At 70.5% G+C, this 24907-nt stretch carries 18 protein-coding genes; 11 read left to right on the forward strand and 7 right to left on the reverse strand.

Annotated elements, in window-relative coordinates:
- Positions 1-78: 78 nt before the first annotated feature.
- The 8 genes from QNO11_RS04295 (at position 79) to QNO11_RS04330 (ending at position 12396) form a co-directional block, all read left to right on the forward strand.
- Complete coding sequence (locus QNO11_RS04295; protein ID WP_257509493.1) at positions 79-900, forward strand: large exoprotein; 822 nt, start codon at positions 79-81, stop codon at positions 898-900.
- Positions 901-964: 64 nt separating this feature from the next.
- The gene (locus QNO11_RS04300) at positions 965-1954 is read left to right on the forward strand and encodes an aldo/keto reductase (RefSeq protein WP_257509494.1); all 990 of its coding nucleotides are present in this window, start codon (positions 965-967) and stop codon (positions 1952-1954) included.
- 110 nt (positions 1955-2064) lie between these two features.
- Positions 2065-3795: an ABC transporter ATP-binding protein gene (locus tag QNO11_RS04305; RefSeq protein WP_257509495.1), complete on the forward strand. Its 1731-nt coding sequence runs from the start codon at positions 2065-2067 to the stop codon at positions 3793-3795.
- Complete coding sequence (locus QNO11_RS04310) at positions 3792-5780, forward strand: ABC transporter ATP-binding protein (protein ID WP_257509496.1); 1989 nt, start codon at positions 3792-3794, stop codon at positions 5778-5780. Before QNO11_RS04305 ends, QNO11_RS04310 begins: the two co-directional genes overlap by 4 nt.
- Before the next feature lie 57 nt (positions 5781-5837).
- Entirely contained in the window at positions 5838-6722 is an 885-nt protein-coding gene (locus QNO11_RS04315; RefSeq protein WP_257509497.1) for a PP2C family protein-serine/threonine phosphatase, read from the forward strand.
- Positions 6723-6788: 66 nt separating this feature from the next.
- A complete protein-coding gene (locus QNO11_RS04320; RefSeq protein WP_257509498.1) occupies positions 6789-9560 on the forward strand; it encodes an FtsK/SpoIIIE domain-containing protein in 2772 nt (923 codons plus the stop codon).
- Positions 9561-9608: 48 nt separating this feature from the next.
- Positions 9609-11168 carry an APC family permease gene (locus QNO11_RS04325; protein ID WP_257509499.1) on the forward strand — a complete coding sequence of 520 codons (1560 nt, stop codon included), beginning with the start codon at positions 9609-9611 and terminating at the stop codon, positions 11166-11168.
- A gap of 7 nt (positions 11169-11175) precedes the next feature.
- Positions 11176-12396: a saccharopine dehydrogenase family protein gene (locus QNO11_RS04330; protein WP_257509540.1), complete on the forward strand. Its 1221-nt coding sequence runs from the start codon at positions 11176-11178 to the stop codon at positions 12394-12396.
- A 70-nt stretch (positions 12397-12466) separates the two neighbouring features.
- On the opposite strand, the gene ald is transcribed toward QNO11_RS04330, so the two are convergent.
- Together ald and QNO11_RS04340 are read right to left on the reverse strand one after the other, a co-directional pair.
- Positions 12467-13582, reverse strand: a complete 1116-nt coding sequence (gene ald, locus QNO11_RS04335; RefSeq protein WP_257509500.1) for an alanine dehydrogenase — start codon at positions 13580-13582, stop codon at positions 12467-12469.
- Between the two features lie 37 nt (positions 13583-13619).
- On the reverse strand, positions 13620-14609 hold the full coding sequence (locus tag QNO11_RS04340; protein ID WP_257509501.1) for an asparaginase: 990 nt from the start codon (positions 14607-14609) through the stop codon (positions 13620-13622).
- Between the two features lie 52 nt (positions 14610-14661).
- Between QNO11_RS04340 and QNO11_RS04345 the strand changes: the two genes are divergently transcribed.
- Positions 14662-15135, forward strand: coding sequence for an OsmC family protein (locus tag QNO11_RS04345; protein WP_257509502.1), 474 nt, complete (start codon positions 14662-14664; stop codon positions 15133-15135).
- A gap of 14 nt (positions 15136-15149) precedes the next feature.
- Here the strand turns inward: QNO11_RS04345 and QNO11_RS04350 are convergent, their stop codons facing one another.
- Entirely contained in the window at positions 15150-15821 is a 672-nt protein-coding gene (locus QNO11_RS04350) for a lysophospholipid acyltransferase family protein (RefSeq protein WP_257509541.1), read from the reverse strand.
- Positions 15822-16049: 228 nt separating this feature from the next.
- On the opposite strand from QNO11_RS04350, the gene QNO11_RS04355 reads away from it, so the two are divergent.
- Positions 16050-17009, forward strand: a complete 960-nt coding sequence (locus QNO11_RS04355) for an FKBP-type peptidyl-prolyl cis-trans isomerase (protein ID WP_257509503.1) — start codon at positions 16050-16052, stop codon at positions 17007-17009.
- A 16-nt stretch (positions 17010-17025) separates the two neighbouring features.
- Positions 17026-18111, forward strand: coding sequence for a 1-deoxy-D-xylulose-5-phosphate reductoisomerase (gene dxr / locus QNO11_RS04360; protein WP_257509504.1), 1086 nt, complete (start codon positions 17026-17028; stop codon positions 18109-18111).
- Here the strand turns inward: dxr and pflA are convergent.
- From pflA to gadC, 4 genes are all read right to left on the reverse strand, one after another.
- Positions 18101-18904, reverse strand: coding sequence for a pyruvate formate-lyase-activating protein (gene pflA, locus QNO11_RS04365; RefSeq protein WP_257509542.1), 804 nt, complete (start codon positions 18902-18904; stop codon positions 18101-18103). The two genes, dxr and pflA, sit on opposite strands and share 11 nt — an antisense overlap.
- A gap of 14 nt (positions 18905-18918) precedes the next feature.
- Positions 18919-21189: a formate C-acetyltransferase gene (gene pflB / locus QNO11_RS04370; RefSeq protein ID WP_257509505.1), complete on the reverse strand. Its 2271-nt coding sequence runs from the start codon at positions 21187-21189 to the stop codon at positions 18919-18921.
- Between the two features lie 421 nt (positions 21190-21610).
- The gene (locus tag QNO11_RS04375; RefSeq protein WP_257509506.1) at positions 21611-23230 is read right to left on the reverse strand and encodes a Mur ligase family protein; all 1620 of its coding nucleotides are present in this window, start codon (positions 23228-23230) and stop codon (positions 21611-21613) included.
- Positions 23231-23331: 101 nt separating this feature from the next.
- Entirely contained in the window at positions 23332-24903 is a 1572-nt protein-coding gene (gene gadC / locus QNO11_RS04380) for a glutamate/gamma-aminobutyrate antiporter GadC (RefSeq protein WP_257509507.1), read from the reverse strand.
- Between the last annotated feature and the right edge of the window lie 4 nt (positions 24904-24907).

The raw sequence follows: 24907 nt of genomic DNA on the forward strand, positions 1-24907 counted from the left end.
GCGCGCCTCGCTAGCATGTGACCGCAGGACACTTGTCCCGCTGGCGCCGTAGGCGCCACATCTCGACGGAGGTCGACCATGAGTCCCTACGACACAGACGGCGGTATGCTCGCGCTCATCGCCGTATTCGGCTTCATCTGGCTGCTGTTCGGCATCGCCGGCTACGTCCTGACGTCGCTGTTCATGATGAAGCTGTTCGACAAGGCAGGGGTTCAGGGCAAGTGGCGCGCCTGGGTGCCCGTCTACAACACCATGATCTTCGCCAAGCTGGGCGATCTGAACCCGTGGTGGCTGCTGATCGCCTGGGTCGCCGGTGGCGTGCTGTCCGGCGTCGGCATCGGCTGGCTGTTCCTGGTCGCCGCCAGCGTCTACACCGTGCTCGCGGCCTACCGCGTCGGTCTCAAGCTGCAGAAGGAGCCGGTCTGGCTCGTGCTGTACATCTTCCTGACGATCGTGTGGTTCGGCATCGTCGCCTTCGACAAGTCCCGTTGGAACCTCGCCGTCCCGCCGGCGCCCTGGGCGAACTCGTTCCTCAAGGACACCACCGTGTGGGCGGGGATCCCGGCGCAGACCGCGGTCGGCGGTTACCCGGCAGCCCCCGGCTACCCGGGCTACCCGCAGCAGCCGACCGGCTACCAGCCGCCGGCAGCTCCCGCCGGCTACCAGCCGCCGGCAGCTCCGGCCGGCTACCAGCCGCCGGCACCGCCGGCTGGCTACCAGCCGCCCGCGGCTTACCAGCCGCCCGCCGGCTACCAGCCGCCCGCGGCCACTCAGCCGCCGCCCTACCAGCCGCCGGCAGCGCCCACCACGCCGCCCACGGAGCCGCCTGCCGCTCCCCAGCCGCCGACCGAGCCGCCGACGACCGAGCCGCCTGCTGCCACGGAGCCTCCGAAGCAGTAGTCACACGACCACAAGAGCCCTCCGCCCGCGCGGGGGGCTCTTGTGTGCGCGCTAGCGTGGGGGCATGACCGCTCTCGCATCGCGCCGCGTCGGCTCGTCCGGCCTCGTCGTCTCCGCTGCCGGCCTCGGCTGCAACAACTTCGGGCGGGTAGGCACCGCCACCGAGACGCTGAAGGGAACGCGTGCGGTGCTGGATGCCGCGATCGACGCGGGCATCACGTTCCTGGACACCGCGGACATGTACGGCAAGCAACCCGGCCTGTCCGAGACGCTGATGGGGCAGGCGCTGGGTTCCCGCCGCGATGAGGTGGTGCTGGCGACCAAGTTCGGCCATGCCGGCTTCGCGATGACGGGGCTGCCGGCGGACGCGAAGGGGTCCCGCTCCTACATCCGCCGGGCCGTTGAGGGGTCGCTGCGGCGGCTGCAGACCGACTGGATCGATCTGTACCAACTGCACACCCCCGATCCCGGCACGCCGATCGAGGAGACCCTCGATGCGCTCGGCGACCTCGTCCGCGAGGGCAAGGTGCGCTACATCGGGCACTCCAACCTGACCGGCTGGCAGATCGCCGAGGCCGACTTCGTCGCGCGCGGGCGCCACGGCGTGCCGTTCATCTCGGCGCAGAACCATTACAGCCTGCTGGCCCGCGCCGCCGAGCGCGACGTGCTGCCGGCGGTCGAGCGCTTCGGGCTGGGGTTCTTCCCGTACTTCCCGCTTCACAACGGGCTGCTCACCGGCAAGTTCTCCCGCGACGCTGCGCCCACCGACACCCGCATCATGCGGCAGCGCCGGCACGTGTACGACGACGCCCCGTGGGACGCGCTGGAGGAATACCGGGCGTTCTGCGACGCACGCGGCATCACGATGCTCGAGGCCACATACGGCTGGCTGCTGGCCCGGCCCGCGCTGTCCAGCGTCATCGCCGGCGCAACGACCCCCGAGCAGGTGCGCGCCAACGCAGCGGCAGCCAGCGCCTGGTCGCCGAGTGCCGACGACCTCGCCGCGATCGACGCGCTGTTCCCGCTGGTCGAGGACCCCGCTGCGCGCGTGTGAGGCGCGTTCGCCGAGGGCGCACCGGGCGCTCGTCGGCTCTCTGGCAGAGGATGTGACGCTGGCGTAGCGTCGGATCCCGTGCGTCGTGCTCGGCGCAGAAAGGAACGCCCGTGCTCGGGAAGCTTCTGGTGCGGTACGCCACGCCGATGTGGCCGCTCATCGTCGCCGTCGTGGTGTTCCAGCTGGCGCAGTCGGTGGCATCCCTCATGCTGCCCACCCTCAACGCCGACATCATCGACAAGGGCGTGGTCACCGGCGACATCGAGGTGATCTGGTCCACCGGCGGCATCATGCTCGTGGCCAGCGCCGTGCAGATCGTGTGCGCCATCATCGCCGTCTGGTTCGGGTCGCGCCTGGCCACCGCCGTCGGGCGCGACCTGCGCGCCGACCTGTTCCACCGCGTCGTGGCCTTCTCGCAGCGCGAAGTGGGGCAGTTCGGGGCGCCGTCGCTCATCACCCGCAACACCAACGACGTCCAGCAGGTGCAGATGCTGGTGCAGGTGTCGGCCACGCTGATGATCTCCGCCCCCATGCTCGCCATCGGCGGGGTGGTCATGGCGGTCCGCCAGGATGCCGGGCTGTCCTGGCTGATGGCGGTGTCGGTGCCGCTGCTGCTGGTGATCGTGGGGCTCATCGTCGTGCGCATGGTGCCGGCGTTCACGCAGATGCAGCAGCGTATCGACCGCGTCAACCAGATCCTGCGCGAACAGCTCACCGGCATCCGCGTCATCCGCGCGTTCGTGCGCGAACGCCAGGAGCACGACCGGTTCTCCCGCGCCAGCGAAGACGTCATGGACACGGGGCTGCGAGCCGGAAACCTCATGGCGCTGATGTTCCCCGCCGTCATGCTGGTGATGAACCTGTCCAGCGTCGCGGTGATCTGGTTCGGCGCCGGGCAGGTGCAGGATGCCGGAGTGCAGGTCGGCACGCTGTTCGCATTCTTGAACTACATGATGCAGATCCTCATGGGCGTCATGATGGCCACCTTCATGTTCGTGATGATCCCGCGAGCCGCCGTGTGCGCGACCCGCATCGGCGACGTGCTCGACGCGGAACCGTCGGTGAAGGCGCCCGCCGCCGCGGCCCCGGTGCCGCCGGCGTCGGGGCGGATCGACTTCGACCACGTCGACTTCGCCTACCCGGGCGCGGATGAGGCGGTGCTGCACGACCTCACCTTCACCGTCGCCCCCGGTACGACGACGGCGATCATCGGATCGACCGGATCGGGCAAATCCACCCTCGTCGGCCTCGTCCCGCGGCTGTTCGATGCCACCGGCGGCGCAGTCAGGGTCGATGGGGTCGACGTGCGTGCGTACGATCCCGACGACCTGTGGAAACGGATCGGGCTCGTGCCGCAGCGGGCGTTCCTGTTCTCCGGGACCGTCGCGTCCAACCTGCGCTACGGCAACGCCGAGGCCACCGAAGACGAACTGTGGCAGGCGCTGGAACTGGCGCAGGCGAGGGACTTCGTGCAGGCCATGCCCGAGCAGCTCGCCGCCCCCATCGCACAGGGCGGCACCAACGTCTCCGGCGGGCAGCGCCAGCGCTTGGCGATAGCGCGGGCACTGGTGAAGAACCCCAGCATCCAGATCTTCGACGACTCGTTCTCGGCGCTGGATCTGCGCACCGATGCGGCGCTGCGTCGGGCGCTGGACGAGCAGCTCCCCGACACGACCCGGCTGGTCGTCGCACAGCGGGTCTCCACGATCCAGGGCGCCGATCAGATCATCGTGCTCGAACACGGCCGCATCGTCGGCATCGGCAGGCATGACGAACTCCTCGAGACGTGCCAGACGTACCGCGAGATCGTCGGTTCCCAGCTCGCAGCGGAGGCGGCATGAGCGGCCCCGGTCCCCGCGGCCCCGGCGGCATGAGCGGCCCCGGCCCGCGCGGCCCCGGCGCAGTCGCCCTGCCCGTGCAGAAGGCGCAGAACTTCGGCCCCAGCGCGAAGCGCCTGTTCGGGATGCTGCGGGTGGACATGCCGCAGCTGATCGCCGTGCTGCTGCTGGGAGTGCTGAGTGTCGCGCTGTCGGTGACCGGCCCGAAGATACTCGGCGAGGGCACGAACGTCGTCTTCGCGGGATTCATCTCACTGCAGGCACCCGCCGGTGCCACCCAGCAGCAGGTGGTTGACGGCCTCATCGCGGCCGGCGACCAGGAGCAGGCCGACATGCTCGCCGCGATGGACTTCGTGCCGGGGGCGGGAATCGATTTCGACCGTCTCGCGTGGATCCTGGCCGCAGTGCTGGCGGTGTACCTGTTCTCGGCTGTCTTCGGCTGGCTGCAGGCGCGGATCCTCAACGGCATCGTGCAGCGGGCGATGCATCGGCTGCGCATGCAGGTCGAGGACAAGATCCACCGCCTGCCGCTGTCGTACTTCGACCGGGTGCAACGAGGCGAACTGCTCAGCCGGGTGACCAACGACGTCGACAACATCGGCCAGACCATGCAGCAGACGCTGTCCCAGGTGATCGTGTCGCTGCTGACGGTCGTGGGCGTGCTGATCATGATGTTCGTCATCTCGCCGCTGCTCGCGCTGATCGCGCTGGTGACGATTCCGCTCACGATCGTCATCACGGTGCTCATCGCCCGTCGCTCGCAGCGGCTCTTCGTCGCGCAGTGGACGGCCACCGGCGTGCTCAACGCGCGCGTCGAGGAGACGTTCTCCGGCCACTCGATCGTGAAGGTGTTCGGTCACCAGCGAGAGGTGGAGGAGGACTTCCGAGCCGAGAACGAGGAGGTGTACCGAGCCACCTTCGGCGCACAGTTCCTCTCCGGCATCATCATGCCCGCGATGATGTTCGTCGGAAACCTCGTGTACGTCGGCATCGCCGTCGTCGGCGGACTGCAGGTGGCAGGGGGGCGGCTGTCCATCGGCGACGTGCAGGCCTTCATCCAGTACTCGCGCCAGTTCACCCAGCCGCTGAGTCAGCTGGGGTCGATGGCGAACCTGCTGCAATCGGGCGTCGCCAGCGCCGAGCGGGTGTTCGAGCTGCTCGACGAGCAGGAGCAGAGCCCCGACCCCGATCCGGCCCAGACCGTGGACGAGCAGGCCAGCGACCTCGACTTCGAGGCGGTGTCGTTCCGCTACACCGCCGACAAGCCGCTCATCGAGGGCCTCGACCTGTCGGCGCGGCCCGGGAGCACCGTCGCCATCGTCGGGCCGACCGGGGCGGGCAAGACGACGCTGGTGAACCTCATCATGCGCTTCTACGACATCGACGCCGGCCGGATCACGCTGGACGGGCTCGACATCCGGGCGATGACGCGCGACGATCTGCGGTCGCGCACCGGAATGGTGCTGCAGGACACGTGGCTGTTCGCCGGCACGGTCCGCGAGAACATCCTCTACGGCCGCCCCGACGCCAGCGAGCAGGAGATGGTGGATGCCGCCTCCGCGGCGTACGTGGACCGGTTCGTGCACGCCCTCCCGGACGGCTATGACACCCTGCTGGACGATGAGGCGACGAACCTCAGCGTGGGGGAGCGGCAGCTGGTGACGATCGCACGGGCATTCCTGGCCGACCCGCGACTGCTGATTCTCGACGAGGCCACGAGTTCGGTGGACACCCGCACCGAGTTGCTCATCCAGCGGGCCATGTCGCGGCTGCGCCAGGACCGCACCTCGTTCGTCATCGCGCACCGGCTCTCCACGATCCGCGACGCCGACCTCATCCTCGTCATGGAGCAGGGCGCGATCGTCGAACAGGGGACCCACGACGAGCTGCTGGCGGCCAAGAACGCCTACTGGCGGCTGTACAACGCGCAGTTCGAGGCGCCGCTGGACGATGACGGCGCACCGAGCGGTGTCGAGGCTGTCCACTAGGATGTGAAACGCGTTCCTTTTCCGGAGCGCATCCGCTGACACGGGAAGGCTGCAAGCGTGCCCGAGGCCACCACCCAGACGCGCGTCGTCGCGGTGCCCGGTGGGGAACTGACGCTGTCGTGGGCCGCGGTCACCGACGTCGGCCGCCGCCGTGAGGTCAACCAGGACGCGCTGCTCGCCCACTACCCGCTGTTCATCGTCGCCGACGGCATGGGCGGTCACATCGGCGGCGAGATCGCCAGTGCGCGGACGATTGAGCGACTGACCACCGTGGCCGAGAAGGACACCGTCTCGACCAAGGCCATCGAGAAGGCCCTCTCCCGCGCCGTCGAGGACATCGCCAAGCATCCCGGAGCCACCGACGATGGCACCGGCACGACGGTGACCGGCGTGTTCCTGGACGTCTCCGGCGACGAGGCCACCTGGGTCACGCTCAACATCGGCGACTCGCGGGTGTATCTCATGCGCGACGAGAGCCTCATGCAGATCACGACGGACCACTCGGTCGTGCAGGAACTCGTCTCCGCGGGCCGGCTGAGCCCGGAAGAGGCCGAGAACCACCCCTACGGCAACGTCATCACCCGGGCCGTCGGCCCCACCGAGAGCGTCACGCCCGATTACGTGCGCCTGGACATCGTCGACGGCGACCGCTTCGTCATCTGCAGCGACGGGCTCACCAAGGAACTGACCGACTACGGCATCCTGCACTTCCTCCTGGAGCACGCCGACCCCGCCGAGGCGGTGGATGCCATGCTGCGCGCTGCCGTCGAGAACGGCGGTCGCGACAACATCTCGATCATCGTGCTCACCTCGGAGCTGTTCGTCGACGACATCGACGGCGATACCGCCGAACGGCCGCAGACCGCCGCGACCCACGTGATCCAGACGGTGCCGCCGCAGGACGACGCGAACGGCGCAGCGTCCTCCACAGCCTCCGACTGACTCGCAGCATCCGCACTGGGCCGATCCGGCGCTGCGGGCAGGCGGCGGGTGCGGTGTGCTGGGAGCATGGCCGCCACCGACCCCGTCGCCGACGAACCGCTGACGCTGCCGGTTGCCGCGGAGCCCGCGCCGCGGCCGGCACTGCCTGTGGTCTCGGCACTGCTGCCCGTCGCGGCAGCGGTCGGGTTGTGGGCGGTTACCGGGTCGGTGTTCTCGCTGTGGTTCGCCGCGCTCGGACCGCTGCTGGCGGGGGGTGCGGCGCTGGACGGCCTGCGCTCGGCCCGCCGCGACCGCCGCCGCGCACGGCAGCGCCATGAACGCGCCCGCGCCGAGACGATCGACGCCCTCGAGGCCCGTCACGCCGGAGAGCGGGCGCGGCTGCACGGCATCCACCCCGACGTGGCCGCCTACCTCGCGGCGCCGCAGGAGATCTGGCGCACCGTGCCGGGGCGGCCGGGCCACCTCGTGGTCGGCGTGGGGGAGCGGACCAGCGCGGTGCGTGTCGGCGGCGGCACCACCCGCGCCGATGCGGCGCTGCGGGCACGAGCGGCCGTGCTCGCCGACGCGCCGCTGACGGTGCCCGCCGCCGCCGGCATCGCCGTCGTGGGCCCGCCGGTCGCCGCGGCGGCCGTCGCACGCGGGCTCGTGCTGCAGCTGTGTCTGACGTCCCCACCAGGCGATGTGCGCGTCGTGGGTGCCGCCGCCACGGACGGCGGCTGGAGCGCCGCTCTGCCGCATCGGCAGGCGCTGACCGGCATCGCGGTGCAGCTGCGCACTCCCGGAGAGGCGATCGAGCGCGGGGTCGACGCCCTCGTCGCCGTCGTGGCGCCGGGGACCCCGCCACCGCCGCGCTGCGCGGCCGTGCTCACCCTCACCGGCCTGACCACCGCGCGGCTGGACCACGGGGGTCTTGCCCGCGACGTGACGGTGGAGCCGGTGGGGAGGGCACAGGCGGCCGCGATCGCCGATGCGCTCGACACCCGCGCCGGCCAGGTGGCCGGCGGCGCCCCCACCCCGTCGGGGGACCTGGCCGACCTGCTCCCGCTGGTGCCCGCGGCCGCACCGGGCACCCTTCCGGCGATCATCGGGCGCGACGGCGGCGAACCGGTCGTGGTGGATCTCGTCGTGGACGGCCCGCATGCGGTGGTCACCGGCGTCACGGGAGCAGGGAAGAGCGAGCTGCTCGCCACGTGGATCGCGGGACTGTGCGCCACGCACACGACCGCCCAGGTGGCGTTCCTCCTCGCCGACTTCAAGGGCGGCCGCGCCTTTGACCGGCTGGCCACGCTGCCGCACGTCACCGGTGTGCTCACGGACCTCGACGAGGCGACCGCGCACCGCGCGATCGAGAGCCTTCGGGCGGAGCTGCGCCATCGGGAGCGGGTGCTCGCCGACCGCGGCGCGCGCGACGTCGATGAGGCGGCGGGCGCGCTGCCCAGGCTCGTGATCGTCGTGGACGAATACGCCGCCCTGGTGGGGACGCAGCCGGGTCTGCACGACGTGTTCGCCGACATCGCCGCGCGCGGGCGCGCCCTGGGCATGCACCTGATCCTGGCCGGACAGCGCGCCGGCGGGGTGTTCCGTGACGCGTTGCTGGCGAACTGTCCGCTGCGCATCTGCCTGCGGGTGACGGATGCCGCCGACTCGCGATTGGTCATCGGCACCGACGACGCGGCGTCGCTACCAGGCGACCCGGCCGCCCGCGGGCTCGCGCTGGTGCGCCGGGCCGCCGACCGCGTCCCGCGCACCGTGCGCGTCGCGGTGTGTGCGCCGCCGACCCTCGCCGCTCTCGCCGCCGCCGACGCCGGCCCGCCGCCGCGACGGCCCTGGTTGCCGGAACTGCCGGCCGTGCTGCCGCTGGCGTCGCTGACCGCGTCGGCGGACCCGGGCGGGGGCACGCTCCTGCTCGGCCTCGCGGATGAGCCGCAGCGGCAGCGGCAGCGGGCAGTCGCGCTGCTGCCCGCCGATCGCGGCCTGCTCGTGGTGGGAGGACCTGCGTCGGGCAAGACCGGCGTGCTGTGGGCGGCGGCCGCGCAGCACGACCCGGCACGCACCGTCACCGTGCCGCGTGACCCGGAAGCCGCCTGGGACACGATCGACGCATTCAGCGACCTGCCGCCGGGAACGCTCGTGCTGCTGGACGACGTCGACGCCCTGGTGGCTCCGTTCGGACCCGACCACCAGGCGTTGATCGTCGACCGCGTCGAAGCCCTCGCACGTGACTGCGGCCGGCGCGGCATCCGCGTCATCGCCACCGCGCAACGCCCCACCGGCCTCGCCGGCCGCCTGGCGCCGCTGCTGCCCCGGCGGGCGCTGCTGGCACTGCCCACCCGCGCGGATCACGTCGCGGCGGGCGGGGAGGCATCGGCGCACCGCCGTGACCTGCCGCCGGGGCGCGGCACTCTGGACGGCGTCACGGTGCAGTTCGCGCTCGCCGCAGGCCCCGCCGAGCCCCCGCCGCCACCGGTGCCGCTGTTCGAACCGGCGGGGCTCACCGCTGTGGTGGCGCCCGCCTCGCCCGCCGCCCGTGCGGTGCGTGTGCGATGGGCCGCCGCGGGCATCGACGTGCGCGAGCTCGGACAGCATGCCGGCTCCGGATCCCCGGTGCCCGAAGCCGGGCCGACGGTGCTGTGGGGCGAGGCGGAGGTCTGGCTGCGCGAATGGCGCACCCTGCAGGCGGTGCGCGGTTCGGGGACGCTCGTCATCGACGCCGCCTGCGCCGGCGAGGTGCGTGCGGTGACCGGGTCGCGCACGCTGCCGCCCTATGCGGCACCGGCCCGCGCGCGGGCGTGGGTGTGGGACGCCACATCGGCCGCCCGGCGCGTGCGTCTGGAATGAGCGGGCCGCGACTTGACGCGACCGGTCGGCAGGCATACTTTCGGCTCTGTGACGACGACGCCCATCGATCTCAGCCGACCCGACGGCAAGGGCCTCGCAGCAGGAACACTCGGTCTGTGGGGCTCAACGGTCATCGGACTGGCCTCCACCGCGCCCGTCTACTCGCTGGTGGCGACCCTCGGCTGGGTCGTGCTCGCGGTGGGCGGGCAAGCGCCGATCGCCTTCGTGCTCGCGTTCATCCCGATGCTGTTCATCGCCTTCGCCTACCGCGAGCTCAACAACGCCGTACCCGACTGCGGCACCACGTTCACGTGGGGGACGAAGGCCTTCGGCCCCTGGGTGGGGTGGATGGGCGGGTGGGGTGTCGCCGTGGCCGGGATGGTCGTGCTCGCCAATCTCGCCCAGATCGCGTCGATCTACTTCTGGTCGCTGCTGGGTCTGGAGTTCGAGAACAACGACTGGCGCATCATGCTGATGGCCGTGGCGTTCATCGCCGCGATGACCTGGGTCAGCTGGCGGGGTGTGGAGATCGGCGAACGCATCCAGAACGTGCTGCTGGGGCTGCAGTACCTCGTGCTGGCGATCTTCGTCGTCGCGGCGCTGTGGCACTACTTCGCCGGCACCGCGCCGGCGCCGACCGCGTTCGACTGGGCCTGGTTCAACCCGCTCGCGTTCGTCACCGACACCGGCGCGTTCAACGAATCCGGCTTCGCCGAGGCGGTGCTGCTGGCACTGTTCATCTACTGGGGCTGGGACACCTGCCTGGCGCTGAACGAGGAGACCAAGGACCCCAAGCACATCCCGGGCCGGGCCGCGCTGCTGACCACCGTCATCCTGCTGGTGACTTACGTCGGTGTCACCGTCGCCGCCATGATGTACGCCGGCATCGGGGAGGCCGGGTCGGGCCTGGGTAACGAGGCCAACGCCGACGACTTCTTCCTTGCGATCAAGGACGGCCTGCTCGGGCCCGTCGGTTGGCTGCTCGTGGTCGCCGTGCTGGTCTCGGCCGTCTCCTCCACCCAGACCACGATCCTGCCCACCGCCCGCGGCACCCTCGCGATGGCCGCCTACAAGGCGCTGCCGCGCCGGTTCGCTGCCGTGCACCCGACCTACAAGACGCCGTCCTTCTCCACCCTGGTGATGGGGGTCGTCGCGTCCGTCTACTACGTGTGCATGTCGCTGATCAGCGACAACATCCTGCAGGACTCGATCCTCTCCCTCGGGCTCGCGATCGCGTTCTACTACGCCATCACCGGGTACTCGTGCGTCTGGTACTTCCGCCGCGAGCTGTTCACGTCGGCGCGCTCGTTCTTCTACCGAGGGCTCCTGCCCCTGCTGGGTGCCGCCATGCTCACGTGGGCGTTCGTCCGCTCCGCAATCGACATGTGGGATGTCGACTACGGCTACACCGTGGTGTGGGGCATCGGCGGGACGTTCGTGATCGGCGTGGGCTCGCTGGCGTTCGGTATCGTGCTCATGCTGATCTGGTACGCCTTCCCCCGCGCCAAGCCCTTCTTCCGCGGTGAGAGCCTCAATCGCGACACGCCCGTCCTGGTCCCTGAGGATCCCGCCGACTATGGCCGCTCGGTCGACGGCGGACTGGCCTGATCGCATCATGCGCATCCTCATCATCGGCGCCGGCGGTGTCGGCTCCGCCGCCGCCCGCATCGCGGTGCGCCGGGACTTCTTCGACGCCCTCGTCATCGCCGATTACGACCCCGCCCGGCCGCAGGGGCTGGTGGACGACCTGGGCGATGACCGCCTCGCGGCGGCGCAGGTCGACGCTTCGGATGCCGACTCGGTGGCATCCCTCATCCGCACCCACGGCGCGACCCACGTGCTCAACGCGGTTGATCCGCGGTTCGTCATGCCGATCTTCGACGGCTGCTTCGCGGCGGGGGCCACCTACCTCGACATGGCCATGAGCCTGTCGCGGCCCCACGCCGATAAGCCCCACGAGCTGCCGGGGGTCAAGCTCGGCGACGAGCAGTTCGCGCAGGAGCAGCGCTGGGCCGACGCCGGGCTGCTGGCGCTGGTGGGCATCGGCGTGGAGCCGGGGCTGTCCGATGTCTTCGCCCGTTACGCCGAGGACGAGCTGTTCGACGAGATCGACGAGTTGGGCGTGCGGGATGGCGCGAACCTCGTCGTGGCGGGGTACGACTTCGCGCCGTCGTTCTCGATCTGGACCACGATCGAGGAATGCCTGAACCCGCCGGTGATCTTCGAGCGCGACCGCGGCTGGTACACCACGGCACCGTTCAGCGAGCCGGAGGTGTTCGACTTTCCCGAGGGCATCGGCCCGGTGGAGTGCGTCAACGTCGAGCACGAGGAAGTGCTGCTGATGCCGCGGTGGACCAAGGCGAAGCGGGTGACGTTCAAGTACGGACTGGGGGACGAGTTCATCCAGGTGCTGCAGGTACTGCACAAGGTGGGACTGGACCGCACCGAGCCGATCGCGGTGAAGGGCGTGCAGGTGTCCCCGCGCGATGTCGTGGCCGCGGCCCTGCCTGACCCGGCGACCCTCGGCGACAGGATGACGGGAAAGACCTGCGCCGGGGTGTGGGTCACCGGTACCGGCAAGGACGGGCAGCCGCGGTCGACGTATCTGTACCACGTAGCCGACAACGAGCAGACGATGCGGGAGTACAACTCGCAGGCCGTGGTGTGGCAGACCGCGCTGAACCCGGTGATCGCCCTGGAACTGCTCGCCGCGGGCGTGTGGTCCGGTGCCGGGGTGCGGGGGCCGGAGTCGTTCGACGCCCGCCCGTTCCTCGACCTGCTCGCCGCGCCCGCGCCCGGCGGCTACGGCTCGCCCTGGGGCATCAAGGAACTCTGAAGCCGGGCATCCGTCGGCATCCGTCCTCTCCTGTCGCCAGGAGGCCGGCGCCCGCCGCCCGCCGGAGCGGTCAGGCCAGGGCGCCTGCCAGCGGTGCGAGTGGCAGGGCATGCGCGGTGGCCACCCCGGCGTTGACGACGGCGCCGGCGTGGGTGTTCAGCCCCTCCGCGAGCGCGGAATCGGCGCGCATGGCCTCCTGCCAGCCCAGTGCCACGATGCGGCGGATATAAGGCATGGTGGCGTTGGTCAGTGCCGACGTCGAGGTGTTCGGTACGGCTCCCGGCATGTTCGCGACGCAGTAGAAGACGCTGCCGTGCACCGTGAAGGTGGGATCGGCGTGGGTCGTGGGACGGGTGTCCTCGAAGCAGCCGCCCTGGTCGACGGCGATGTCCACGAGCACCGACCCGGGCCGCATCCGCGCGACCATCGCATTGGTCACCAGCTTGGGCGCCTTCGCCCCCGGGATGAGCACCGACCCGATCACCAGATCGGACGACACCACGGCGGCATCGAGGTCAAGCGGGTTGGATGCCGCGGTCTTCACCCGGCCCTGGAAGTGGTCGTCGAGGAACCGCAGCCGTTGCACGTTGGTGTCGAAGATCGTGACGTCCGCGCCCATGCCGGCCGACAGGTACGCCGCGTTGGCGCCGGCGACCCCGCCGCCGATGATCGTGACCCGGGCGGGCCGGGTGCCGGGCACCCCGGACATCAGCAACCCGAGACCACCCGCCGAGCGCATCAGCGTCGACGATCCCACCATCGGCGCCAGGCGCCCGGCGACCTCGCTCATGGGCGCCAGCAGCGGCAGCGTGCCGCTGGGCAGCTGCACCGTCTCATAGGCGATCGCCGTCACCCCGGCGGCGACGAGCCGCTCGGTCAGTGGCCGGTCCGCGGCCAGGTGCAGGTAGGTGAACAGCACCAGGTCCTCGCGGAAGTACCCGTATTCGCTGGCGATCGGCTCCTTCACCTTCAGCAGCAGCTCGGCCCGGGCCCACACCTCCGCCGGGTCGTCGAGAAGCGTCGCACCGGCGGCGAGGTATTCGGCATCCGTCATCGATGATCCGTTGCCGGCGCCGGTCTGCACGAACACCTCGTGTCCGGAGGCGACGAGGTCGTGCACCCCGGCGGGGGTCAACGCCACCCGGTACTCGTTGTTCTTGACCTCGGCTGGTACGCAGATCCTCACTGATCGCTCCTTTTCCGCGCCCGGGGTGTGGGCGCCGCTACACCGTCGGGCGGATGGCTCCGACGTCTTTGCCGCCGCCGCTGACTGTCAGCGGGAGCGCACCGAGCACCTGCGCGACCTGCCCCGCGGGCAGGGCGCCGGCACGCACCAGCAGTGTGAGGGCGACGACGGTCGCCGCCCGCGAGCTGCCGTCGAGCACTTTCAGCGCCACGGTCGTGCCGTCGGGGGCGGCCATGACCAGTACGCCTTCGGCGCCGGTCTTGGCGAACACGTCGAGTTTGTCGATGACGACGGAGTCGGGTCGCCCCTCGCCGTCGATCGTCCACGGGTTCTCCTTCACCGCGCGGACGAGCGTGGCCGCGTGGCGGTGCAGGGCGAAGGGGGAGCGTTCGGACGAGGTGACGATGCGCTGGATGCCGCGCGCGAGCGCCGCCAGGGTCATGCCGTAGACGGGAGCCCCGCACCCGTCGACCGCGGTGATGGACACCTTCGTGCCGCTGAGGCGTTCGATGACCTCGCGGATGTGCATCTGCAGCGGGTGGTTCACGTCGAGGTACGTCGCGGTGTCCCACCCGTTGACGGCGCACGCCAGCATCATCGCGGCGTGCTTGCCGGAGCAGTTCATGCGGATGCGCGAGGGCGCGCCCAGTTCCCGGACGAGCTCATCGCGCGTCGCGGTGTCGCCGGGCCACGCGGGCGGGCAGCCGAGGTCGTCCTCGCCGACACCGGCGCGGTGCAGGATGCCGCGGACGACGTCGACGTGGCGGTCGGTGCCGGCGTGGCTCGCGGTGGCAAGACCCAGGCTCTCGCCGTCGAGGTCGGCTCCGGCGGTGAGGCACGCAAGTGCCTGCAGCGGCTTCAGGGTGGAGCGGGGGAGGATCGCGGTGTCGATGTCTCCCAGCGCGGTGCGCACCGAGCCATCGGGGGCGAGCACCACGGCGCTGCCGGTGTGTCGCGACTCGACGAAGCCACTGCGCTCGACGACAGCGAGCTCCACGGCATCCTTGGCGGAGAACGTCTGCGGCACGCCTCCAGCCTACCGGCGCTCAGCCCCGCAGCCCGCGTGCCAGACTGACGGCATGTTCGGCGAGCACACCTACCAGGTGCAGACGCAGTGGACCGGCGACCGCGGCACCGGCACCAGCGGGTACCGCGACTACGACCGGTCGGTCACGATCACGATCGACGGGAAACCGGCGCTGGCAGCATCCGCCGACAAGCCCTTCCGTGGCGACCGGGACAAGTGGAACCCGGAGGATCTGCTCGTTGCGGCGCTGTCGGAGTGCCATCTGCTGTCGTACCTGCACGCCTGCGTCCAGGCGGGGGTCATCGTCACCGGTTACCGCGACGCGGCGACCGGGGTCATGGTGGAGGACGGCCGTGGCGGGGGAGCGTTCCGCGAGGTCGTGCTGCGACCGCAGGTGACCGTCGCGGATGCGTCGATGGTGGATGCCGCGCGCGAGGCGCACACGCAGGCGCACCAGTGGTGCTTCATCGCGAACTCGGTGAACTTCCCGGTGCGGCACGAGCCGGTCATCGACGTCGCAGGCTGACGCGGCGGCCCGCTTCAGCGGCGCTCGTGCGGCAGGACCTGCTTGATGCGCTCGACGGGGTTCTGCGCCGGCGCCTCGTTGTAGGCGTTCGCGAGCTCCTGACCGGACAGCGCATGGATGGCCGCCATGATCTCGTCCGTGGCGAGCCGTCGCGCGCGGCCTGAGGTCGCCGGGCCGTGGTGGGACAGGTCGATCGGCTCGCCGAAGCGCACGGTCACGCGCGGGCGCAGCCGCGGGAACTTCGCGCCCACCGGCATGATCTCGTTCGTGCCGACCAGGCCCACCGGGACCACGGGGGCGCCGGTCTGCAGTGCGAGGAAGGCCACGCCGGTGCGTCCCTTGTACAGGCGTCCGTCCAGCGAACGGGTGCCTTCGGGGTACAGCGCCGTTGCCGCGCCGGCCTCGAGCATGCGCTTCTGCTGGTCCAGGGCGTCCAATGCCGCCTGGCCGGCACCTCGCTGGACCGGGAAGGCGCCGAGGGCGTAGAAGAACTCGCGGGAGAACCAGCCCTTGATGCCCTTGCCGTCGAAGTAGCTGGCCTTGGCCAGGAATCGCACTGCACGGGGGGATGCCATCGGGATCACGAACGAGTCGATGAACGACAGGTGATTGCTCGCGAGGATCACCGGGCCCTTGCGCGGCACATTCTTTCGTCCCTCGATCCGGGGGCGGTAGAACATGCGCATGAGCGGAGCGAGCACCCACCGCCCGATGACGTAGGCGGCTCCGATGCCCGGTACGGGTGCGGAGTCGCTCGTCTGCTCGTCGGGCGCGGGCTGCTGGACAGTCACTCAACGAGGTTACTCCCGTTCGCATGCGTGCCCGGGCATGGCGGTATGGGCCCGTTCCCAGGCGCCCGGGAGCGGAGTGCGACAAGATGGGGGAGTCCGTTGTCACCCGCCGTGAGGATCCCCGTGCGCTTCCGCCCACTCGTCGCCCTGTCCGCTGCCGCCGTTTCGGTGGTCCTGTTCGCCGGTTGCACCGGCTCGCCGCAGCCCACGGACACCACGGACACCGCCTCTCCCAGCGCCGGTGAACTCTGCGATGCGAAGCTGCCCTCGGGCGCGGCATCGGACGCGGTGACGGCCGATGGTGCAGTGGGCGAGGCGCCCAAGGTCACCTTCTCCGCCCCGCTGGAGATCGAAGGGATCCAGAGTTCGGTGCTGGTCGAAGGCGACGGCGACGAGGTCGCCGAGGGTGACTTCGCGCACGTTGCGTTCGTGGGCGTGGATGCCGAGACCGCCACAGAACTCGGTGCAGTCGGCTACGCCGAGGCGGAGATCCTGCCGCAGCAGATCGGTGCCGGCACAGGTCTCGGCCAGTTCCTCGGCTGCGCCACCGTCGGCACTCGCGTCGCCGTCACCCTGCCCGCCGACCAGGCAAGCGGCACCGGGGCGCAGGTGTACGTGCTCGACCTGCTCGACGTCGCGCCCGGCGCCGCATGGGGCGACGAGCAGGAACCCGTCGACGGGATGCCTGCCGTGGAGCTCGCCGACGACGGTGCCCCCACGGTGACGATCCCCGAAGCCACCGCGCCGACAGACCTGCAGATCTCGGTGTTGAAGAAGGGTGACGGCCCCGCCGTCGCCGCCGGTGACACCACGCTGCTGCACTACTACGGCGTCGACTGGGAGACCGGCGAGTCGTTCGACTCGTCGTGGAGCCGCGGCGCCCCCTACTCCATCCCCGGCAACCAGTTCGTCGAGGGGTTCGTGCAGGCGCTGGCGGGTCAGCCGGTCGGCTCACAGGTTCTCGTCGTGATCCCGCCGGCGCTCGGCTATGGCGAGGCCGGCAGCAGCGACCACGAACTGGCGGGGAAGACCCTCGTCTTCGTCATCGACATCCTGGCCACGCAGCACGCCCCCGCGGCGTGACCGTAGGCTGAGTCGCGTGCGTCGCGTCCTCATTCTCGGTTCCACCGGCTCCATCGGCACCCAGGCGCTGGACGTCATCCGCGCCAACCCCGGTCGGTTCGAGGTCGTCGGCCTGTCGGCCGGGTCCCAGCGCGATGCGCTGGACCGGCAGGCGGCGGAGTTCCACGTCGAGCACACCGCGCTGGGCGCGGTCGAAGCCGAGCAGCTCGTGCGCGACGTCGAAGCCGATGTGGTGCTCAACGGCATCACCGGATCGGTAGGCCTCGGCCCCACGATCGCCGCGCTGGAAGCGGGCCGCACGCTGGCGCTGGCCAACAAGGAATCGCTGATCGTCGGCGGCGACCTCGTCACCGCGCTGGCGGCTCCCGGTCAGATCGTCCCGGTGGACTCCGAGCACTCTGCGATCGCGCAGGCGCTGCGCTCGGGGGAGCCAGGGGAGGTGCGCCGGCTGGTCCTGACCGCGTCGGGCGGACCGTTCCGGGGTCGCACCCGCGACCAGCTGGCATCCGTCACCCCGGCCGAGGCGCTCGCCCACCCCACCTGGGACATGGGCCGGATGGTCACCACCAACTCCGCCACGCTCGTGAACAAGGGCCTGGAGGTCATCGAGGCGCACCTGCTGTTCGGTGTCGACTACGCCGACATCGACGTCGTGGTGCACCCGCAGTCGATCGTGCACTCGATGGTGGAGTTCGTCGATGGATCCACCATCGCGCAAGCATCGCCGCCGGACATGCGGCTTCCGATCTCACTGGGGCTCGATTGGCCGCATCGGATCTCCGGGGTCGGCCGTCCGCTGGATTGGACGACCGCGTCGACGTGGACGTTCGAGCCGCTGGACGAGCAGGCGTTCCCCGCGGTCGCGCTGGCCAAGCAGGTGGGCAGGGCGCGCGGGACCTACCCGGCGGTGTTCAATGCCGCCAACGAGCAGGCCGTCGACGCGTTCCACGACGGAGCGCTCGGGTTCACCGGCATCCTGGACACCGTGCAGCGCGTCGTGGACGCGCACGAGGCGCCGGACACCCTCACCCGCGAGAGCCTCGCGGAGGCCGAAGAATGGGCGCGCCGCACGGCAGACCGGATGATCGCGCTCAGTAGGTGACCAGGCCCCGGGCGCGGAAGTGCTCGCGGGCCGCCTCGACGGCATCCGCCTCGGGCGGCTGGGTGTCCGCCAGCGGATAGGGGATGTCCAGGCGCTCCCACTTGGACGTGCCCATCTGGTGGAAGGGCAGCACCTCGACGCGGGCGACGTTCGGCCAGCGCGAGACGATCTCGGCGACCGCCTCGATGTTCTCGGGGGAGTCGGTGAGCCCTGGTACCAGCACGAAGCGGATCCACACCGGCACCCCGTGGGCGGCCAGCCGGTCGCCGAAGTCGAGCGTCGGCTTGAGCTCCCGCCCGGTGACCTCGCGGTAGAGGTCGGGCAGGCCCGACTTCACGTCCAGCAGCACCAGGTCCAGATCCTTCAGCAGGGCGTCGGAGGCGTTGCGCCCGAGGTTGCCGGAGGTGTCGAGAGCGACATGGATGCCGAGCTTCGACGCCTCCGCGGCCAGTCGCGTCACGAATGCCGGCTGCTGCATGGGCTCGCCGCCGGAGATGGTGAGTCCACCTCCGGTGGCCTGGAACACCGGCAGGTACCGGCGCAGGCGAGCGAGGATGTCGTCGATGTCGGTCTTGGCGCCGTCGCGCTGCTGCCAGGTGTCGGGGTTGTGGCAGTACTGGCAGCGCAGCGGACAGCCGGCGAGGAAGAGCGTCATCCTGGTGCCGGGACCGTCCACGGAAGTGACGAGCTCCCAGGAATGCACGCTCGCGACGCGACCCGTCCGCATGGCTTCGAGGCGGGCGTGATGTCCGTCGGAGTCAGGGCGTGTGACGTTCGGTGCCGGCACCAGGATGTCGGACACGGGAGTCAGATTCCCGTGTGGAACGTGCGGCTGATCACGTCGAGCTGCTGCTCGCGGGTCAGGCGCACGAAGTTGACCGCGTATCCGGAGACACGGATGGTCAGCTGGGGGTAGTCCTCCGGGTGCGCCATGGCATCCTCGAGCGTCTCGCGCGTGAGCACGTTGACGTTGAGGTGGAAGCCGCCGGAGATCATCTGGGCATCGAGCAGACCGACCAGGCTCTGCACACGCTCGGACTCGGTGCGTCCGAGACCCGACGGCACGACCGTGGTGGTGAGCGAGATGCCGTCCTGCGCCTGCTCGAAGGGGAGCTTGGCGACGGACAGCGCCGCGGCCAGCATGCCGTGGGTGTCTCGTCCGTTCATCGGGTTGGCGCCCGGGGCGAACGGCTGACCGGCACGGCGGCCGTCGGGGGTGTTGCCCGTCTTCTTGCCGTACACGACGTTGGACGTGATCGTCAGCACCGACTGCGTGTGCACGGCGCCGCGGTACGTCTCGTGCCGGCGGAGCATCTCCATGAACTCGGTGACGAGCTCCCGGGCGATGTCGTCGACGCGGTCGTCGTCGTTGCCGAAGCAGGGGTACTCGCCTTCGACGGTGTAGTCGACCACGAGGCCGGTCTCGTCGCGCACGGGGTGGACCGTGGCGTACTTGATCGCCGACAGCGAGTCGGCCGCGACCGAGAGCCCGGCGATGCCGCAGGCCATGGTGCGCAGGACATCCCGGTCGTGCAGCGCCATCTCGAGACGCTCGTAGGCGTACTTGTCGTGCATGTAGTGGATGCAGTTGAGCGCATCGACGTACGTCTCGGCGAGCCACTCCATCATGACGCGGAACTTGGCCCGCACGTCGGCGTAGTCCAGCACGTCACCGGCCACGGCGGGCATGACCGGCGCGATCTGCTTGCCGCTCACCTCGTCGCGGCCACCGTTGACGGCGTACAGCAGGGTCTTGGCGAGGTTGACGCGGGCGCCGAAGAACTGCATCTGCTTGCCGACGGTCATGGGGGACACGCAGCACGCGATGGCCGCGTCGTCGCCGCAGAGCGAGCGGATGTGGGCGTCGGATTCGTACTGGATCGACGAGGTGTCGATCGACACGCGGGCGCAGAACTCCTTGAACCCCTGGGGCAGGTCGTTGCTCCACAGCACCGTCAGGTTCGGCTCCGGCGCGGGACCGAGGTTGTAGAGGGTCTGCAGGAAGCGGAAGGCAGTCTTGGTGACCAGCGTGCGTCCGTCTTCGCCGGTGCCGCCGATCGACTCGGTGACCCAGGTGGGGTCGCCGGAGAACAGCGCGTCGTACTCGGGGGTACGCAGGAACCGAACGATCCGCAGCTTGATGACGAGGTCGTCGATGAGCTCCTGCACGTCCTCTTCGGCCAGGATGCCGCGGGCGAGGTCGCGCTCGATGAAGATGTCCAGGAACGCGGTGTTGCGCCCGAAGCTCATCGCCGCGCCGTTCTGCTCCTTCACCGCGCCGAGGTAGGCGAAGTAGAGCCACTGCACGGCCTCGCGGGCCGTCGAGGCGGGGCGGGTGATGTCGTAGCCGTAGCTCGCTGCCATCTGGGCGAGCTCCTGCAGCGCCCGGATCTGCTCGGCGTTCTCCTCGCGCTGGCGGATGATGTCCTCCGTCGAGAAGTGCATGTCCAGCTCGGCGCGCTCGGTCTTCTTCGCGGCGATGAGGCCGTCGGTGCCGTACAGCGCGACGCGGCGGTAGTCGCCGATGATGCGGCCGCGACCATAGGCATCCGGAAGCCCCGTGATGATGTGGCTGCTGCGTGCGCGGCGGACCGCCGGCGGGTACACGTCGAAGACGCCGTCGTTGTGGGTCTTGCGGTACGTCGTGAAGATCTTCTCCAGGTCCGGGTCGACGTCGTACCCGTAGGTCTCCAGCGCGCCCTTGACCATGCGCCACCCGCCGTACGGCATGATCGCGCGCTTGAGGGGAGCGTCGGTCTGCAGGCCCACGATCAGCTCGTCGTCCTCGGCGATGTAGCCGGGGGCGTGGGCGGTGATGCCGGCGGGGGTGAGGGCGTCGACGTCGTAGACGCCGCGTTCGCGCTCGGCCGGGAACATGTCGACGATCCGCTGCCACACTCGCTTGGTGCGCTCGGTGGGGCCGGCGAGGAAGCCGGCGTCACCGGTGTAGGGCGTGTAGTTGGCCTGGATGAACCCGCGGACGTCGATGCCGTCCTGCCACGGGCCGGGGGTGAAACCGTCCCAGGCGTCGGGCATCGCGTCGGGGCCGGTGAGAGGGGAGGGGAACAGAACGGTCATGGTCGCTTCCTTACGTCGTCGCGATTGCGTCGCTGCCGGGGGAGGTCTCGTCCAGGCCTCTCGGGGCGTATTTGTTCGTGACGCTAGTCCCGTGCACGGCGCCCGCACGGATCGTGCACGGGAGGTCACAACAGGTGGTCGGACCACGGCACATCTTTGTGGTCTGACCACAAAAGGATACAACAACGGCAGACAGGAGGCGCGGTCCGTTGCGAGGGGATCTGCCGGGCTGCGGTCCTGTGGGGGGATCGGGGCCGCATGCGGGCAGATCTCCGCATTTTCGGGGGACGAATGCCGGCGGGTGGGCCGCGCACGGGTGCGGGGCGGGTGCCGGGTGCGGGTGCGCCGCCCGGGCGGATGCTGGGTGCGGGTGCTCCGTCCGGGCGGATGCCGGGGAGAACGGACGCGGGAACCCGGCGGGTCAGTCCGGGTAGGGAACCGGCCAGCTGGGCTCGGGCACGGGCCAGCCGGCGTCGCGCAGCGCGCGGCGGGCGAGTTCGCGGGCCGAGTACGGCGTGCGCTGCCCGCGGATGTCGCGGTAGTCCTGGTGCCCCGGTCCCGCCCACAGGATCGCGTCGCCCTCGCCGACGAGCTTCACCGCTTCGACGATGGCCCGCTCCGGCGGCGAATACTCGTGGATCTCGGCATCCGGCCGCGCCCGCCGGGCGCCCTCGATGAGCGTCGCCCGGATCGAATCGGGGTCCTCGAAGCGCGGGTGGTGGTCGGTCACGACGAGGATGTCGCTGCCGAGCACGGCGGTACGCCCCATGTCGTGGCGCTTGGTGGCATCGCGGTCGCCGTCAGCGCCGAACAGCATGAGCACCTTGCCGGGGGTGACGCGCCGCACCGCGGCGAGGGTCTTCTCGAACGCGTCGGGGGAGTGGCCGAAGTCCACGAACACCGCGGGACCCTGTTCGCCCGAGACGCGCTGGGTGCGACCGGGGAGGTGAGCCCGGATGCCGCCGTCGCGCTGGAGCGCCGCGACGATGGTGTCCCAGGCGTAGCCGCCCTCGAGCATCATGACGATCGCGAGCCCCGCGTTGGCGGCCATGTGTCGACCGATGACGGGCACGACGGTCTGCAGCGACTGCCCGTCGGGTCCGGTGAGGCGGAACTCGGTGCCGGACTGTCGCTCGTCGACGATGTCGACGATCCAGTCCGCACCGGCGGCGACGGCGGGGTCGGCGGCGATGTCGGGTGTCCCGACCGTCGTGACGGGGACTTCGGAGCGCGCGACGACCTCCAGCCCCGGCCCGGAGTCCAGCGAGACGACCGCGCGACGCGACCGGTCGGCGCGGAACAGCGGCAGCTTCGCCTCGAAGTACTCGCGCATGTCGGCGTAGTCGTCGAGGTGATCGTGGGTGAGGTTCGTGAACGCGGCCACGTCGAACACGATGCCGTCGACGCGGTGCCGAGACAGCGCCTGCGCGGACACCTCCACGGCGACCGCCTCGACACCCCGCTCGCGCATCAGGGCGAGGAGGGCGTGGAACTCGGATGCCTCGGGCGTGGTCAGCCGCGACACGATCACGTGCCCGGCGATGTGCCGCTCGGCGGTCGAGGACAGCCCGGTGACGGCGCCGACCTGCTCGAGGATGCCCTCCAGCAGGTGCGAGACGCTCGTCTTGCCGTTGGTGCCGGTGGTGGCAAGCAGCAGTGGCAGGTCGTCGCCCGGCCCGGTGCCGTACACCCAGGCCGACAGGTCGCCCAGCCGTGCCCGGGGGTCGTCGACGACCACGATCGGCACGCCGGCGTCGGCGGCGATGTCGGCCCCGGCGGCATCGGTGATGACGGCGACGGCGCCCTTGTCCGCGGCGGCCCGGGCGAACTCGGCCCCGTGGCGCACGGCGCCGCGGATGGCGACGAACGCTTCGCCGGCGCGCAGGTCCGCGGTGGCCAGCGTGATGCCCGATAGCGTCACGCCGGCGACATCGCCGCGCACGTCGGTGCCGAACCGGCGGGCGAGTTCGTCCAGCGCGCGCACGGGCGGCCGCTCGGGTCGCAGGACGGGCGGGAGGTTGGTGGGGGCATCAGTGGGCATAGCGCTCCCATCCTCTCATCCAGCGTGGTCGAGACCTCCACCCCGCACACAGATCTGCGGTCGCGGCGCCGATGCGCCGCGACCGCAGATCACTGCCGGACTCACGCCGGTGGCGGCGCCGATCCGCTCGCCGGCGGCGCCGATCGCCGCGGCGGTGCCGACCCGGCCGCGGGAGCCGCGGCCTCATCTTCGTCGTGCGTACCGTGCATGGCCTTCTCCGCCGCACTGCGGCGATCCCAGCCGGGTTTGCGCAGCGCATAGAAGATCAGGGGAGGCGCCCCGAGCACGACGATGACGAGGCCCACGATCCACGGATACGCCGCGACCGGGAACGCCGTGAACCCGTCAGGCGGGACGAAGGTCAGGACGAACGCCGCAAGGCAGGCGAGGAAGCCGATCCCGGCGACGAAGTTCAACGCCGGCACCCGGTAGGTGCGCTTGACGTTCGGCTCCTTGCGTCGCAGCATGATCGCCGCTGCGAACATCAGCATGTACATGATGAGGTACAGCGCTGCCGCCATGTCGATGAGCGCGACGAACGCCGCGCTCACGTTCGGCACGATCACGAAGATCGCCGCCAGGATCGTCACGATGGTGCCCTGCAGCATCAGAATCCCCGACTGCACGCCCGCCTTGTTCCGCTTCTGCAGGGCAGGCGGCAGCAGTCCGGTCTCGGCTGCGGCGAGCAGGCCCTTCGACGGGCCGGCGATCCAGGTGATCACCGAGGCGAGCGCACCGGCGGCGATGAGCGCCGACACCACCGCCGTCGCCCACCCCAGACCCCACTTGTCGAAGTAGGCCTGGAAAGCGAGCATGATGCCGTTGGTGAGCCCGAGATCCTTCTCCGGCACGGCGAGCGCGATCGCGATCGTGGGCAGGATGAACACGAGCAGGATCAGGATCGACGCCAGCAGCACCGACCGCGGATACCCGCGCCCGGGGTCCTTCATCTGGTTCACGTGCACCGCGTTGACCTCCATGCCCGCGTAGGCGAGCACGTTCGAGACGATCAGCACGATGGAGGCGATACCGGTGAACGGCGGGATGACGGTGGACGGATCCAGGGAGGTCTCGCTCCTCTCCCCGGTGCCGAGCCAGATGAACCCGAACACGATGAGCAGCACCGCCGGCAAGAGGGTGCCGAGGATCCCTCCCCACGACCCGAGCTTGGCGAAGAGGTTGCCGCCGCGCAGCGTGATGAGCGTGGAGCCCCAGTAGAGCACCAGGATCACGATGGCCGTGTACAACCCGGAGTTGGACAGCGTGGGATCGAGGAAGACGAACGCGAGAGCCGCCGCGATGAAGGCCATCTGCAGCGGGTACCACACCACGTTCTGGATCCACTGCAGCCAGACCGCCGTGAACCCCCATCTGTTGCCGAACGCCTCACGCACCCAGACGTAGACGCCGCCCTTCCATCCCGTCGCCAGCTCCGCGGCGACCAGCGCCGTGGGGATGAGGAACAAGATGGCCGGGATGATGTAGAGCGTGATGCTGCCGAGGCCGTACACCGCCATGGCTGGCAGCGAGCGCAGGCTCGCGACCACCACGAGGGTCAGCATCGCGAGCTGGCCGACTCCGAGGAAGCTCGTCACGGCCTTGCGTGACGTTAGCGGATGATTGGACGCCGCCTTTGCGGCATCCGCCGCCTGATTCGATGTGTTGGTCGACATGTCT

It is taken from the genome of Microbacterium sp. zg-B96, assembly GCF_030246865.1.
In the GTDB taxonomy this organism is placed as follows: domain Bacteria; phylum Actinomycetota; class Actinomycetes; order Actinomycetales; family Microbacteriaceae; genus Microbacterium.